Genomic DNA, 14,823 nt, shown 5'->3' on the forward strand with positions numbered 1-14,823 from the left:
GTCAGATCCTGTCTGCGGGGGTGAGGGGTGCGGTCGGCACGTCGCTCGTCACCACGGCGTCGAGCGAACGGGATGCCAGCGCGTCGGCGACGGCGTCGACGACCGCGGAGCGCACGGCGACGCCGTGCAGGGGGTGGTGCCAGAACTGGAGGTGCAGCACGGAGCGCGTCGAGGTGCGGGCGATGGTCTGCACGACGAGCGGCTCGTGGCGGTGCACCCCCGCCGCGGCCCTGACGGCGTCGATCGCGACCGTGCCGAGTTCGTCGGCGGAGGGCCCGTCGGCTGCGGCGGCGACGCGCACCTCGACGGTGCTCCGGCGGGCGCCGTGGGCCGAGTTGTTCACGAGGGGGTTCTGCAGCACGTTCGCGTTCGGCAGGTGTACGGTCTGCCCGTCGGCCGTCCGCACGACGACCGACCGGCCGTTCAGCTCCTGCACGATCCCGACGGTCCCGTCGCTCTCGATCTCGTCGCCGATCGCGATCGGTCGACGGGTCTGCAGCACGACGCCGGCGGCGAAGTTGTCGGCGATGCCGCGCAGCACCAGCACGAGCACGACCCCGACGATGAGCGCGACCGCGATGAGCGGCTGGATCGAGGCGCCGAAGAAGCTCAAGGCGATTCCGACACCGAGCAGGATGATGGCGTAGTTCACGACCCGGACGATGAGCGTCTGGAGCGCAGGGGTGAGGGCGGGAACCTTGGCGAGGAGCCTGCGCGTGCCCTTGCGGGCGAGCACCGCGAGCAGCCACGTCGCGATCGCCGTGAGCAGCGCGAGGCCGAGGCTCCATCCGTCGATGTCGAGCGATCCCACCCAGTCCGCCACGTCCCCTCCCGGTGCCGAGGCTACCGCTGCACCGGCCGCGCCGTGGGGATGCACGCCGTGGGATGCACGGGTCAGGCCGCGAGCCGCCGCCCGCGCGGCATATGGACGCGCGCCCACGCCAAGCGATAGGTTCGCCTCAGCGGCGCTCATTGGGGGGCGCGCAAAGTGAAAGGCTGCACACACATGAGTTTCTGGGAAAGCTTCTGGGACCTGATCTGGTGGTTCCTCTGGGCGTTCGCGTTCATCGCCTACCTGTTCGCGCTGTTCGCCATCATCGGCGACCTGTTCCGCGACCAGAAGCTGAACGGCTGGTGGAAGGCGGTGTGGATCATCTTCCTGATCTTCGTGCCGTTCCTCACCGCGCTGGTCTACCTGATCGCACGCGGCAACGGCATGGCCGAGCGCTCGCAGAAGGAGTACAAGCAGGCGCAGGCGGCGACCGACGCGTACATCCGCCAGACCGCCGGCGCGGCAGCCAGCCCCTCCGATGAGATCGCGAAGGCCAAGGGCCTGCTCGACTCGGGCAGCATCACCCAGCAGGAGTTCGAGCTCCTGAAGGCCAAGGCGCTCGCGCACCCCACGCAGACCGTCTGATTCCAGACCTGCAGCTGAGAGGGTCGGATGCTTCGGCATCCGACCCTCTTCGCGTCCGCGGTGCGCACCAGGTGAAGAAGTCGAATACCGGACGAGAACTGACCGGATGACTCCGTAACGTCGCTCACATGACTCACGACAGCACCGGGATCCGGCCCTTCCGCATCGACATCCCCCAGGCGGAGCTCGACGACCTGAACCGCCGTCTCGCCGCGACGCGCTGGCCCGACGAACTGCCGGGCGTCGGATGGTCGTACGGCACGCCGACGGGCTATCTGCAGGGCATCGCCGACTACTGGCGAACGACGTTCGACTGGCGCGAGCGTGAAGCGGAGCTCAACGCGTACCCGCAGTTCACGACGACGATCGACGGCCAGAACGTCCACTTCCTGCACGTCCGCTCGCCCGAACCCGACGCCATGCCGCTGCTCCTGACGCACGGGTGGCCGGGCTCGATCGTCGAGTTCCTGCGGATCATCGGGCCGCTCACCGACCCGCGCGCACACGGCGGCGACCCTGCCGACGCGTTCCACGTCGTCGCACCCTCGATGCCCGGCTTCGCGTTCTCGGGGCCCACGCACGAGACCGGCTGGGACATGTCGCGGATCGCTCGCGCATGGGCCGAGCTCATGAGCCGGCTGGGCTACGAGCGATACGGCGCCCAGGGCGGCGACACCGGTGCGGTGATCTCGCCGATGCTCGGGAGGATCGCGCCGGACCACGTGCTCGGCGTGCACGTGAACGGCAGCCTCGGGTTCCCCTCTGGGGATCCGGCTGAGTTCGCTGCGATGAGCGAGGCGGAGCAGGCGCGGCTCGCCGCCATGCAGCGGCAGATGGAGGAGGGCACCGGCTACGCGGTCATCCAGTCGACCCGGCCGCAGACGATCGGCGTCGGGCTCTCGGACTCGCCTGCGGCACAGCTCGCCTGGATCGTGGAGCGGTTCAAGGAGTGGACGGACCCCGCGGCCGAGCTGCCCGAGAACGCCGTCGACCTCGATCAGCTGCTCACGAACGTGAGCGTGTACTGGCTCACCGGCACGGCGACGTCGGCCGCCAGGCTCTATCGCGAGGGCCGCGCCAGCTGGGGGCAGGAGACCGCGCCGAGCGGCGTCCCGTCAGGAGTCGCCGTGTTCCCCGGGGACTTCGGGATCCGGACGATCGCCGAACGCGAGAACAACGTCGTGCACTGGTCCGAGTTCGATCGAGGGGGCCACTTCCCGGCCATGGAGGTCCCCGATCTCCTGGTCGACGACGTCCGCACCTTCTTCCGCGGGCTCCGCTGAGCACCGCGCAGCGTTCGGCGCTCTACTGCTGCGACGACGCCGATGCCCCGACCGGGATCGGCGTCGCCGCGGCATCCGCCGTCGACTGCCCGTGCATGGCGCCGGTGTTGCGGAGGAAGACGATGATCCAGCTGAAGATCAGCACGGCTGCGACGAGTTCGACCGCGGTGAGGTTGTAGTAGCCCGTCGCGAAGAAGACGGCGAGCATGACGATCACGCCGACGTAGACGTAGCCGAGCAGGATGAAGACCTTCGGCATCGACGGGATGAACCACCGCAGCCCGATCACGAGCACCGCGTAGGCGACCGCCATTCCGGTGGCGACCGTGTTGTGCAGCACGAAGAACCGGTCGACCGGGAAGATGCCGACGCACGCGAGGAAGATGCCGATGAGGATCATGCCGACGCGCACGATGTTGCGGCCGCGCAGTTCGGCATGCGTCGTCGTCGGCACCGCGGCGGTGGCGTAGCGGGCGATCGTCGTGACGATCACGCCGGCGATGATGAGGGTCAGGTTGAAGGCGAGAGCCGAGATGTCGTTCGTCATGCCGAGCGCACTCAGGTTCATCTGCCACCAGAGCGGATCGCTCGAGCTCAGCATGCTCGCGAGCGCGCCCACCACGAGGAACAGGGCGAGCACGAACGAGAGCAGCATCGGCGTCAGGTGCGCCGCCGAGAGGAACACGGCGTACGCGGTGACGGCCATGCCGACGCCGGCGAGCACGGCGCCGGGGATCGTGAAGACCACCGCGCCCTGGAAGCTCTGCTCGAGCAGGTCGGCGAGGCCGATCCAGCCGAGCAGCGCGATGAACGCGTGCGCCAGCGCGATGGCGGTGAGGTCGAACCAGTGGATGCGCGCGCCCGGCGCGTCGAGGCCGGGGAGCGCGGCGTCGGCGAAGCCCGCGGCGCTGCGGGTGCGCAGTGCGAGCCGGCCGAGCAGGAAGGCGATGAGGGTGACGATCGCGGAGCCGAAGGCGACGAACTCGCCGAGCGAGCCCTGGCCCGCGATCGGCAGGTCCTTGCCCATGAACACGAACCACGCGACGAGTCCGCCGACGACGAAGACGGCAGCCCCGATGAGCAGGGCGATCGACTCGAGCGACTCGGCGTTGGCCGCCGGGTGGCGGAGCACCCGGCCGATCGACGTGGGAGCGATCGAGACGGGCGTCGCCGGGGAGTCGATGGTCATGGTGTTGCGGCTCACTGGCGCTCCTCGAGATGTGCACCACGCGCGGGTCCCGGCTGCGCCGGCGGCGACGGTGATTCGGCATCAGCATGCCAGCGATCGGGTCCGTCGCTCGAGAGCGACCCGCACTCGGACACGCTCAGCCCTTGATGGGGTCGAGCACCTCGAGCATCGAGCCCTGCACGAACCCCGCCCATTCGTAGGCCGCCCGCAGGTAGTCGTCGCGGGTCTCGTCGGCGTCGGCCTCGTCTTCGTCGACGATGCCGACCCGCTCGGCGAGGATCAGACGCAGGTCGGTGAGGAAGGTCAGCCAGCCCCACGCCTCCGACTGGTCGAGCTCGATCTGCACGACCCCGCCGTGCTCCTCGACGGCGGTGGCGTCGCGCACTCGCTGCGCCGCCTGCCGCTTGCCGTCGACGAGGCTGTCCCGCGTGTAGCGGGTGTAGTCGTGGCCGGCCTCGTGGTCGTCGGGGTACGCGTTCGGCAGCAGCCGACCGAGCGCGGGGTCGTCGGCCTCGCCGAGGAGCAGCACCGAGTCGACCTGGTCGGCGAGCTCCGAGAGGAGCATCGCCTCTTCGGTCTCGAGCACGATGCGCACGCCCTCGCCGCCGCCGAGCCCTGCGACGATCACGGCTCGGTCCGCTCGACGGTGGCCTGCAGGCCGTAGCCGTGCATCGCCTGCGCGTGCCGCTCCATGGCCTCGCGGTTCCCGGTCGCCACGATGGCGCGGCCCTCGGTGTGCACGAGCATCATGAGCCGCTCGGCCTCGGCGCGCGGGAGGCCGAAGTAGCTGCGGAAGACGTAGCTCACGTAGGTCATGAGATTCACCGGGTCGTCCCACACGACCGTGCGCCACGGCAGCTCGACCTCGACGCGCAGGGCGCCGTCGGTGTCGAGTTGCTCGAGCGTCGATGTCATTCTCCAAGCCTGACACGATGTGCTCGCGTCCGCACCCCGCCGGGCGCTTCCGTCACCGGCGGGCGAGGCGGGTACACGAGCGTCACGAGCACCACCGAGATGATCATCAGGAGGAACCACGACACGAGCTTCGACGGCGACACGAGGTGCCAGCCGTCGAGCTGGTCGGGGTAGAGCCATGCACCCGCCCACGTGCCGATGTTCTCGGCGAACCAGATGAAGAGGGCGACGAGCAGGAAGCTCACGAGCACCGGCATGCGCGGCGTGCGCCGCCACACCCGGAAGTGCATCACCGTCGGCCACCACACCACGACGACGGCCGCGACGAGCACCCAGCGCAGGTCGACGATGAAGTGGTGCGTGAAGAAGTTCGCGTAGATCGCCGCTGCGACCGCGACTGTGAGCCAGCGCCGCGGGTACCGCGTGAACCCGAGGTCGAAGAGCCGGTACACGCGCACCATGTACGAACCCACGGCCGCGTACATGAAGCCCGTGAAGAGCGGCACGCCGGCGATGCGCAGTACCCCGTCGCCGTCGTACGACCACGAGCCGACGTCGGTCTTGAAGAGCTCCATGACGGTGCCCGTGATGTGGAAGAGCACGATCACCCAGAGCTCTCGCCCCGACTCGAGTCGCGTCGCGACCATCACGACCTGGATCACGACCGCGGCGATCGTGAGGGCGTCGTTGCGTGCGAGCGCCGCGTCGTCGGGGTACCAGAGCCGCGCGGCGACGATCACGGCGAGCAGCGCAGCGCCGAAGATGCAGGCCCAGGCCTGCTTCGCCCCGAACACCAGGAACTCGATGAGGCCGGCACGGATGCCGCGTTCCGATGCTCCGGCGAGCAGGCGATGCGCACCGCGGTCGAGGGCCTGTTCGACGGCCGTGAGCTGTCGAGCGTCCTCCCGGCCGACCGCTCGGGCCCGGGCGGTCACGACAGGTGCCTCGTCGGTCACGCCGCCCGCCGCGAGGCCGTGACCGTGAACTTCGGGTTCCGGGCGATCTGCCGAGTGCGCCCGACGACCCGTTCGAGGAGCGGCCGGTAGGCCAGGTGCGAGTTCCACACGCACCAGAGCTCGCCACCCGGAGCGAGCACGCGCGCCGCGTCGGTGAAGAGGTGCGCCGCGATGCCGGTCGAGATCGCCGCGTCGCTGTGGAACGGCGGATTCAGCACGATGAGGCGCTCGCTCGCATCGGGGAGCGCTTCGAGGCCGTCGGCGCGGGTGACGTGCACGCGGTCGCCGACTCCGTTGGCATCGGCCGTCAGCAGAGCGGATGCCGCGGCCGATGCCGACCGGTCGGTCGCCGTGACCCGCAGCGCGGGTCGCTCTCGTGCGAGCCATGCCGCCACGACGCCCGTGCCGCACGCGAGATCGACGGCGGTGGCGGCATCCGGGACCGCGTCGCCCAACTGCTCGAGCAGGAACCGGGTGCCGATGTCGACACCGGTGCCGGCGAAGACGCCGCCGTGGGCGACGACCGTGAGGCCGAGGTCGTCGTGCCGGGCGCTGCGCGGCCAGTGCACGGCGACCGGAGCCGGCGGACGCGGCGGGACGACGGGCTCGCGCGCGAGCAGCACGCGCGACTTCTGCCGGGCGCGGCTCACGTCGACCCGCGCGAAGCTGCGACCGAGCACGTCGTTCATCGCGAGGGACATGTGCTTGATCCTGCCGCCGGCGGCCACGACGACCCCGCGGTCGGCGTGCTCCGAGATGAGCTGCGACACCTCGTCGAGCCGGTCGAGCGAGCGCGGCAGGCGCATGAGCACGACCCGCGCGCCCGCGACGAGCGCGGGGCCGAGCGGCAGCGAACGCACCTCGCTCCCGAGGCCGAGCCGGCGCGCGTTCTCGGCGAGCGCCCGCTCTCCCGTCACGAGATCCTGGTGCACGCGGATGCCCCGTGCGCCGGCGTCGGCAGCGGCGAGGGCGAGGGCCCCGTAGGAGTCGTCGATGACGACGACCTCGCCGGGCCCCGCGGCACCGATGAGCGCCGCGGCCTCGTCGAGGATCAGGCGGTCCGCGGCATCCGATGCCTCGAGTCCCGGGCCTTCGACATCGGGGTGGCGCCGCAGGGCACCGAACTCGAAGGGCATCACCCCAGCGTACGACGCGTCGAATCGATGTCGACTCCCTCTCCCGCTCACGGTGTCCGCCGGACTAGCCTGTCGAGTGTCGATATGACTTCTGGGGGTTCGCGATGACCATCGAAGCTCAGCACAGCACGACCGACGACCACGCCGTCGAATGGTGGGCCCTCGCCCCCGACGACGTGATCGTGCAGGCGAAGACCGATGCGACCCGCGGGCTCACCGCGGCCGAGGCCGAGCGGCGACTCGCCGAAGCGGGGCCCAACGCGCTCCAGAGCGCTCCGCCGCCGAGCGTCTGGCGCATCGCGCTCAGCCAGGTGCTCGAGCTCATGACCCTGATGCTCATCGCGGTGACGATCGTGTCGCTCCTCATCGGCCAGGTGACCACGGCGATCATCGTGGCGATCCTGGTGCTGTTCAACGTGATCACGGGTACGCAGCAGGAGGTCAAGGCGCGCCGCAGCGTCGATGCGCTCGCGAAGCTGCAGACCCCGAAGGCACGGGTCATCCGCGATGGCGCACTGCTCCAGATCGACGCGACGGGACTCGTCCCGGGCGACATCGTCGAGCTGGAGTCGGGTGATCTCGCGCCCGCCGACGGCCGGATCCTCAGGTCAGCGAACCTCGAGACCCAGGAGTCCTCGCTCACCGGGGAGTCGCTGCCGATTCCCAAGGGCCCGGCCGAGAACCCCGCCGAGACCGCACTCGCCGATCGCACGTCGATGGTGTTCCAGAACACGTCGGTCACTCGCGGCACCGCGCGCGTCGTCGTCGTCGAGACGGGCATGCGCACGCAGATGGGCCGCATCGCCTCGCTGCTCACGCAGGTGGGCGACAAGAAGTCGCCCCTGCAGCTCGAGCTCGACGGGCTCACGAAGGTGCTCGGCATCATCGCCTGGAGCGCCGTGCTCGTGATCGTGATCATCGGCTTCGCACGGGGACAGAGCCTCGACGAGCTGCTGTTCCTGGCCACGGCCGTCGCGATCTCCGCGATCCCGACCGGCCTGCCGGTGTTCGTGCAGAGCCTGCTCGCCTGGGGAGCCTCGCGGCTCGCGAAGGAGCGTGCGATCGTCACGTCGCTGAACGACGTCGAGACGCTCGGCGCCACGAGCGCGATCTGCTCGGACAAGACCGGCACCCTCACGCTCAACAAGATGACGGTGCGCACCGCCTGGTTCGGCGGCAACACCTACCGGGTCGTCGGTGAGGGCTACTCGTTCGAGGGGAAGGTGCTCGGCACGTCCGACGAGCCGCTCGACGCGCCCACCCTCGGACTCGCGATCAGCCTGCCGAACGACGCGAAGGTGTCGCCGGAAGGCGACGTCGTGGGCGACCCGACCGAGGCCGCGCTCGTGGTGCTCGCCGCGCGACTCGGCATCGACGCCGATCAGGCCCGCAAGGACTACCCGCGCCTCGCCGAGGTGCCGTTCGATTCCGACTACAAGTTCATGGCCACCCTGCAGCGCATCCCGGTGCAGGGTGAGCGGCGGCTCGTGCTCATCGTGAAGGGCGCGCCCGACGTGGTGCTCGGGCGCTGCGTCACGATGCTGAGCGAGACGAGGGAGATCGTGCCCGTGGCATCCGACGCGGCGACGGCGGAACTCGAGCGCATGTCGGCCACCGGCCTTCGCACGCTCGCCTTCGCCGCCCGATTCCTCGACGACGCCGACGAGGGCAGGGTCGCGGCCGACCCGATGTCGTGGGTGTCCGATCTCGCACTCCTCGGCATCGTCGGCATCGTCGACCCGCTGCGAGCCGAGGCGAAGGCCGCCGTCGAGGTGGCGCACCGGGCCGGCATCGACGTGCGCATGATCACGGGCGACCACGCCGTCACGGCCGGCGCGATCGGCGCCGAGCTGGGTCTCGGCACCGGGGCCGTCAGCGGCGCCGACCTCAAGCAGATGAGCGACGAGGAACTCGCGCGTCGCCTCCCCGACCTGCACGTCTTCGGCAGGGTCACGCCCGACGACAAGCTGCGACTGGTCGGGCTCCTGCAGGCCGACGGCGCCATCGTCGCGATGACGGGCGACGCCGTGAACGATGCGGCGGCGATCAAGCAGGCGAACATCGGCGTCGCCATGGGCTCGGGATCCGAGGTGACGAAGCAGGCCGCGAAGCTCGTGCTCACCGACGACAACTTCGCGACGCTCGTGCACGCCGTCGAGCTCGGCCGCATCGTCTACTCGAAGATCACCGCGTACCTGCGCTTCCAGATGACGCAGCTGCTGAGCCTGATCATGCTCTTCCTCGCCGCGAGCGCGTTCTCGATCGCGGAGGGCGTCGCGCTGTTCCCGGCCCAGGTGCTGTTCATCAACTTCTTCGTGGCCCTGTTCGCGGTGATCGCGATCGCCGCCGACGCGAATCCGCCCGGCATCATGAACCACCCGCCGCGCGATCCGAAGGTCGGCGTCGTCAACCGGGTGTCGCTCGTGGAGTGGCTGGTCTACGGCGCGGTCATCTTCCTCATCGCGCTCGTGCCGCTCGTGTGGGGGCCCGACGTGCCGAGCCCGGTCGAGCCGACCGCGTCGATGACGATGGCGTACGTCGTGCTCGGGCTCTCCACCGTGCTGAGCGCCCTGCTCATGCGCCGCACGCCCGAGTCGGGCCTGCTCCCGCCCATCGCTGCGGTCGCGAAGATCCTGATCTGGCCGGTCGTGCTCATCGTCGTCTCGACCGAGCTGGGGCTGTTCCAGCGCATGCTCGGCACCGTGTCGCTCACGGGCTGGCAGTGGCTCGAGTGCATCGGGCTGACCCTGGTCCTCCTGGTCGTGGTCGAGGGCGACAAGTGGTTCCGGCGACGCCGGCTCGCGCGCCGTCAGGCTGCATCCCCTGTGGCCGCGGCGGCCGGCATCCGCTGAGGGTCGATCACCACCGATTTCTTCACTGGGTGCGGCTCTCGGCGGGGTTTGCTACCCTCGGTGCCGCATGCAGGACGCACGGACCGGGGGACGACGGGCGGCGCGACATGAGGTCGCGACGCCCGTGACGCGTCCCCGGCGGCCGGTGCCGTCGCGTGCACGTCAGCCGCGCCGATCGCTCGCAGCGGCCGCAGTGCTCTCGGTGCTCGGCCTGCTCGCCGGACTCGCCTTCGCGCCGCTGCCGCAGCCCGGCGGTCTCGCGTCGTTCGCGTCTGCGAGCGCTCCGCACCTCGGCGATGTGCAAGACCTCAAGGTCGCATCGGATGTCACGGCCCCGACTGTCTCGCACGAGTCCTATGTCGCGACCACCGGCGCCCAGACCCTCGTCGCCGGCGGCACGAACGTCGACTGGGCCAAGCTCGTGCTCGTCGAGGGCGCCTGGCCGGTGACCGAGGAGAACGTCACCTTCATGATGCGCTGGATGCGCCAGGAGAACGGCGCCGACAACTGGTGGAACCGCAACAACCCGTTGAACAACGGGCAGGGTTCGGGCGGCGGCTCGGGCCTCGGCAGCTATCCGACGCTCATCGAGGCCGCGTTCTACGCCGCCCAGAACCTGCAGTCGGGTCGATACCCTGAGGTCGACGCCGCACTCGCTCAGGGCGATTCGGCCGATGCCACCGCGCAGGCGATCTGGGCCTCGGCGTGGGCCTCGAGCCACTACGGCTACGGCACCCACTGGAGCTCACGACCCTACGAGGTCATCGAGGCTCCGGCCTCCGCCTGGGGTCGCTGAACCGAGCAGGCCCGCTGAGCCCGACTAGTCCCGCTCGAGCGGACGCCACACGACGACCGCGTTCTCGCGGCGCACCCGCGTGCCGGCCTTCAGGGAGATGACCTCGCCGGCCGAACCCGCTGCGAAGACGCGGCGGCCGGGGCGGTTCAGCATCTCGTCGGCGAGCGCGCCCTCGAGTTCGCGCACGCGAGCGCGCAGCGTCGCCACCTCGTCTTCGAGCCCGAGCACCCGGCGGATGCCCTCGAGGCTCACGCCCTCGCTCGAGAGCTGGGCGATCTCGCGCAACTGCACGACGTCGTGCATCGAGTAGCGGCGCGACTTGCCCGCGGTGCGGGTCGGTGAGACGAGCCCGAGCCGGTCGTACTGGCGGAGCGTCTGCGGGTGCATGCCCGCAAGCTCGGCGGCGACGGAGATGACGAAGAGCGGGCTCCTCTCGTTCATCTCCATCGCCTAGCCCTTCGCCTTCGCGAGCAGCTCGTCGCGGGGGTTCTCGTCGGGGAGCAGGGCGGCGAACTCCTCGAGCTTCGCCTCCGCGTCCTTCGAGAGGTGCGAGGGAACGGCGACCTGCACGACCGCGAGCAGGTCTCCGGTGCCCTTCGATGTCGTGACGCCGCGGCCCTTGACGCGCAGCACTCGACCGCTCGGCGTGCCGGGGGCGACCCGCAGCTTCACGGGATCGCCGCCGAGCGTCGGCACCTGGATGGTCGCGCCGAGCGCGGCCTCTGCGAACGTGACGGGCACGGTGACCCGGAGGTTCAGGCCGTCGCGCTCGAAGACGGGGTGCTTCCGCACGGTCACGGTCAGCACGATGTCGCCGGGCTCGCCGCCGTCGGGCGAGGGCATCCCCTTGCCGCGCAGGCGGATCTTCTGCCCGTCGGCGACGCCCGCCGGGATGCGCACCGTGATCGGCTTGCCCTCGGAGGTCTGCAGGGTGATCTGGTCGCCCTTGGTGGCGGTGACGAAGTCGAGCGTCGTCGACGCCGTGACATCACGGCCCTTGGTCGGGCCGCCGGCGCCGCGGTAGCCGCCCGTCGGCTGGCCGAAGCGACCGCCGCCGAAGAGCCCGCCGAGCAGGTCGTCGTAGTCGCCGCCCTGCTGGAACGTGTACGACTGGCTGCGGCCTCCGCCGCCCTGGCCGAACATGCCGCCGAAGACGTCTTCGAAGCCGCCGGCGCCGCCGGCACTGCCCGGCGCGGTGAATCGGGCGCCGGACCCCATGGCCCGCACGGCGTCGTACTCCTTGCGCTGCTCGGGGTCGGCGAGCACGGAGTGCGCCTCGCTGATCTCCTTGAACTTCGCCTCGGCGGCAGCGTCGCCGGGGTTGGAGTCGGGGTGGTACTTGCGCGCGAGCTTGCGGTACGTCTTCTTGAGCTCCGCGTCGCTCACGTCTTTGGAGACGCCGAGCACCTTGTAGAAGTCCTTGTCGAACCAATCCTGACTGGCCACCGGCACCTCCTCTCTCGTGTGTGTCTGAAGTCTGTCTTGAGTCTGTCGGAAAACCGTGTCGGCCGGCCGGCGACATCCGCGAACGGATGCCGCGGGCCGGCCGAGTCGGGTCTACTGCGGGGTCTTCACGACGACCTTCGCTGCGCGGAGCAGCGTGCCGCCGAGGGTGTACCCGGTCTCGACGACGTCGGCGATCGTGTCGATCTCGACGTCGTCCGAGGGCTGCTGGAAGATCGCCTCGTGACGCTGCGGGTCGAACGCCTCGCCGACCTCGCCGAACGCGGTGAGGCCGAGCTTCTCGACCGAGCCGCGCAGCTTCGCGGCGATGGTCGCGAACGGAGCGTCGCCCTCGAGGTCGCCGTGCTTCTCGGCACGGTCGAGGTCGTCGAGCACTGGCAGCAGCACGGCCACGGCCGCGCCGACGGCGCGCTCGCGCTCGAGCTCGCGATTCGCCTCGGTGCGCTTGCGGTAGTTGGCGTACTCCGCGGTGATGCGCTTGAGATCGGCCAGGTGCTCGTCGCTCGGCTCCTGCACCTCGGCGTTCGCCGCGTTCAGGATGTCGTCGACCGTGAGCACCTCGTCGTCGTCGACCTCGAGGTCGGCCCCCTCCGGGGTGACGGATGCCGCGGCATCCGTCACCTCGTCGGTGGCGCCGGCGTCGGGATCGGGGACCTCGGGAGTCTCCTTCTCGTCTGCCATGGCTACTTCTTCTCTTCCTCGTCGTCGATGACCTCGGCGTCGACGACGTCTTCGTCGGAGGACTGGTCGCCCTCGGCGCCCGACGCGTTCGCGTCTTCGCCGGCCGCGGTGCTCGCGTCGGCCTGCTGCGACTGGGCGTAGATCGCCTCGCCGAGCTTGCCCTGCGATGCGTTGAGCTTCTCGAAGGCCGACTTCACGGCCTCGTCATCGTCGCCGGCGAGCGCGGTCTTCAGCGCGTCGACATCGCCCTGCACCTCGGACTTGACGTCAGCGGGGAGCTTGTCGTCGTTGTCCTTGATGAGCTTCTCGATCGAGTAGACGAGCTGCTCGGCCTGGTTGCGGGTCTCGGCCGACTCGCGACGCGCCTTGTCTTCGGCGGCGTGCTCTTCGGCCTCGCGCACCATGCGCTCGATGTCGTCCTTCGGGAGGCTCGAGCCGCCCGAGATCGTCATGCGCTGCTCCTTGCCCGTGCCCTTGTCCTTCGCGGACACGTGCACGATGCCGTTGGCGTCGATGTCGAACGTGACCTCGATCTGCGGGATGCCCCGCGGCGCCGGCGCGATGCCGGTGAGCTCGAAGGTGCCGAGCGGCTTGTTGTCGCGCGTGAACTCGCGCTCGCCCTGGAAGACCTGGATCGCGACCGACGGCTGGTTGTCGTCGGCGGTCGTGAAGGTCTCGCTGCGCTTCGTGGGGATGGCCGTGTTGCGCTCGATGAGCTTCGTCATGATGCCGCCCTTGGTCTCGATGCCGAGGCTGAGGGGGGTGACGTCGATGAGCAGAACGTCCTTGCGCTCGCCCTTCAGGACGCCCGCCTGGAGGGCGGCGCCGACGGCGACGACCTCATCGGGGTTGACGCCCTTGTTGGGCTCCTGGCCGGTCTCCTTCTTCACGAGCTCGCTGACCGCGGGCATGCGCGTCGATCCACCGACGAGCACGACGTGCGCGATGTCGGAGAGCTTGACGCCCGCCTCGCGGATGACGTCTTCGAACGGCTTCTTGGTGCGGTCGAGCAGGTCGCTCGTCATGTTCTCGAACTCGGCGCGCGTGAGCGTCTCGTCGAGGTTCGCGGGGCCGTTCTCGGTGAGCGAGAGGTAGGGCAGCTGGATGGACGCCTTCAGGTTCGAGGAGAGTTCCTTCTTGGCCTGCTCGGCGGCCTCCTTCAGGCGCTGCTTCGCGATCTTGTCGTTCGAGACGTCGACGCCCGTCGACTCCTTGAACTTCTTGATGAGCCAGTCGACGATGCGCTGGTCCCAGTCGTCGCCGCCGAGGCGGTTGTCGCCCGCGGTGGCGCGCACCTGGATGGTCGAGAAGTCGTCGTCCTTGCCCACCTCGAGGAGGGACACGTCGAACGTGCCGCCACCGAGGTCGAAGACCAGGATGAGCTCGTCTTCCTTGCCCTTGTCGAGGCCGTACGCGAGCGCGGCCGCGGTGGGCTCGTTGATGATGCGCAGCACGTTGAGGCCCGCGATCTCGCCGGCCTCCTTGGTGGCCTGGCGCTCGGCGTCGTTGAAGTACGCGGGGACCGTGATGACGGCGTCGGTGACGGTGTCGCCGAGGTACTGCTCAGCGTCTCGCTTCAGCTTCTGCAGGATGCGCGCCGAGATCTCCTGCGGCGTGTACTGCTTGCCGTCGATCTCGTCGGTCTTCCAATCGGTGCCCATGTGGCGCTTGACCGACGCGATGGTGCGGTCGACGTTGGTGACGGCCTGGCGCTTCGCGGTCTCGCCGACGAGCACCTCGCCGTCTTTCGTGAATGCGACGACCGACGGAGTGGTGCGCAGACCCTCCGCGTTCGCGATGACCGTGGGCTCGCCGCCCTCGAGGACCGCGACGACCGAGTTGGTGGTGCCGAGGTCGATTCCTACTGCACGTGACATGTGTGTTCTCCTTCTCTCCGCCAGCGGTCCGGGCCGCACGCGAGTGCCGCACGGCCTGTGGATCAGCTGGCCGGATACCGGTTCGACCCTTCCTGGCCCGCAACCGAAGTACCTGAGGCAAGACTTGAGCCTTGCCGACTCAAGCTTCTCAGCGCCCCGTGAACGTGTCAAGTCGAGGCGGTGAAACTTGAGTGTACTTGACTCAACTCACAGCAGGCGTCCAGTATTCCGCGCCGGGGGCTACCGGCCTCGTCCGC

At 69.8% G+C, this 14,823-nt stretch carries 14 protein-coding genes; 4 read left to right on the plus strand and 10 right to left on the minus strand.

Annotation, left to right across the window (positions count from 1 at the left end; all coding sequences use genetic code 11):
- Position 1: 1 nt before the first annotated feature.
- Positions 2–823, minus strand: a complete 822-nt coding sequence (locus ACFCVM_RS10320) for a mechanosensitive ion channel family protein (RefSeq protein ID WP_375836084.1) — start codon at positions 821–823, stop codon at positions 2–4.
- A gap of 183 nt (positions 824–1,006) precedes the next feature.
- On the opposite strand from ACFCVM_RS10320, the gene ACFCVM_RS10325 reads away from it, so the two are divergent.
- On the plus strand, positions 1,007–1,417 hold the full coding sequence (locus tag ACFCVM_RS10325) for an SHOCT domain-containing protein (protein ID WP_375836085.1): 411 nt from the start codon (positions 1,007–1,009) through the stop codon (positions 1,415–1,417).
- Between the two features lie 128 nt (positions 1,418–1,545).
- Positions 1,546–2,700: an epoxide hydrolase family protein gene (locus tag ACFCVM_RS10330; RefSeq protein WP_375836086.1), complete on the plus strand. Its 1,155-nt coding sequence runs from the start codon at positions 1,546–1,548 to the stop codon at positions 2,698–2,700.
- 22 nt (positions 2,701–2,722) lie between these two features.
- On the opposite strand, the gene ACFCVM_RS10335 is transcribed toward ACFCVM_RS10330, so the two are convergent.
- From ACFCVM_RS10335 to ACFCVM_RS10355, 5 genes are all read right to left on the minus strand, one after another.
- Entirely contained in the window at positions 2,723–3,904 is a 1,182-nt protein-coding gene (locus tag ACFCVM_RS10335; RefSeq protein WP_375836087.1) for a hypothetical protein, read from the minus strand.
- A 121-nt stretch (positions 3,905–4,025) separates the two neighbouring features.
- On the minus strand, positions 4,026–4,517 hold the full coding sequence (locus ACFCVM_RS10340) for a DUF2017 family protein (RefSeq protein ID WP_375836088.1): 492 nt from the start codon (positions 4,515–4,517) through the stop codon (positions 4,026–4,028).
- Positions 4,514–4,804 carry an ATP-dependent Clp protease adapter ClpS gene (gene clpS / locus ACFCVM_RS10345; protein ID WP_375836089.1) on the minus strand — a complete coding sequence of 97 codons (291 nt, stop codon included), beginning with the start codon at positions 4,802–4,804 and terminating at the stop codon, positions 4,514–4,516. Before clpS ends, ACFCVM_RS10340 begins: the two co-directional genes overlap by 4 nt.
- On the minus strand, positions 4,801–5,760 hold the full coding sequence (locus ACFCVM_RS10350; RefSeq protein ID WP_375836090.1) for a DUF817 domain-containing protein: 960 nt from the start codon (positions 5,758–5,760) through the stop codon (positions 4,801–4,803). The genes clpS and ACFCVM_RS10350 overlap by 4 nt, the downstream gene beginning before the upstream one ends.
- On the minus strand, positions 5,757–6,896 hold the full coding sequence (locus ACFCVM_RS10355) for a class I SAM-dependent methyltransferase (RefSeq protein ID WP_375836091.1): 1,140 nt from the start codon (positions 6,894–6,896) through the stop codon (positions 5,757–5,759). The genes ACFCVM_RS10350 and ACFCVM_RS10355 overlap by 4 nt, the downstream gene beginning before the upstream one ends.
- Positions 6,897–7,000: 104 nt before the next feature.
- Between ACFCVM_RS10355 and ACFCVM_RS10360 the strand changes: the two genes are divergently transcribed.
- Both ACFCVM_RS10360 and ACFCVM_RS10365 read left to right on the plus strand, forming a co-directional pair.
- Complete coding sequence (locus ACFCVM_RS10360; protein WP_375836092.1) at positions 7,001–9,748, plus strand: cation-translocating P-type ATPase; 2,748 nt, start codon at positions 7,001–7,003, stop codon at positions 9,746–9,748.
- A gap of 67 nt (positions 9,749–9,815) precedes the next feature.
- A complete protein-coding gene (locus ACFCVM_RS10365) occupies positions 9,816–10,544 on the plus strand; it encodes a hypothetical protein (protein ID WP_375836093.1) in 729 nt (242 codons plus the stop codon).
- Positions 10,545–10,568: 24 nt separating this feature from the next.
- Here ACFCVM_RS10365 and ACFCVM_RS10370 read toward each other — a convergent pair whose 3' ends face one another.
- The 4 genes from ACFCVM_RS10370 to dnaK all read right to left on the minus strand — a co-directional run bounded on the left by ACFCVM_RS10370 (position 10,569) and on the right by dnaK (position 14,566).
- On the minus strand, positions 10,569–10,985 hold the full coding sequence (locus tag ACFCVM_RS10370; RefSeq protein ID WP_375836094.1) for a heat shock protein transcriptional repressor HspR: 417 nt from the start codon (positions 10,983–10,985) through the stop codon (positions 10,569–10,571).
- 9 nt (positions 10,986–10,994) lie between these two features.
- Positions 10,995–11,990 (minus strand): DnaJ C-terminal domain-containing protein, encoded by a 996-nt coding sequence (locus ACFCVM_RS10375; protein WP_375836095.1) that lies wholly within the window; start codon positions 11,988–11,990, stop codon positions 10,995–10,997.
- A 111-nt stretch (positions 11,991–12,101) separates the two neighbouring features.
- Positions 12,102–12,689 (minus strand): nucleotide exchange factor GrpE, encoded by a 588-nt coding sequence (locus ACFCVM_RS10380; RefSeq protein WP_375836096.1) that lies wholly within the window; start codon positions 12,687–12,689, stop codon positions 12,102–12,104.
- Between the two features lie 2 nt (positions 12,690–12,691).
- A complete protein-coding gene (gene dnaK / locus ACFCVM_RS10385) occupies positions 12,692–14,566 on the minus strand; it encodes a molecular chaperone DnaK (protein WP_375836097.1) in 1,875 nt (624 codons plus the stop codon).
- Positions 14,567–14,823 lie beyond the last annotated feature (257 nt).

Origin of the sequence: Agromyces sp. NPDC056389, from assembly GCF_042262385.1 — a bacterium.
Lineage (GTDB): Bacteria > Actinomycetota > Actinomycetes > Actinomycetales > Microbacteriaceae > Agromyces.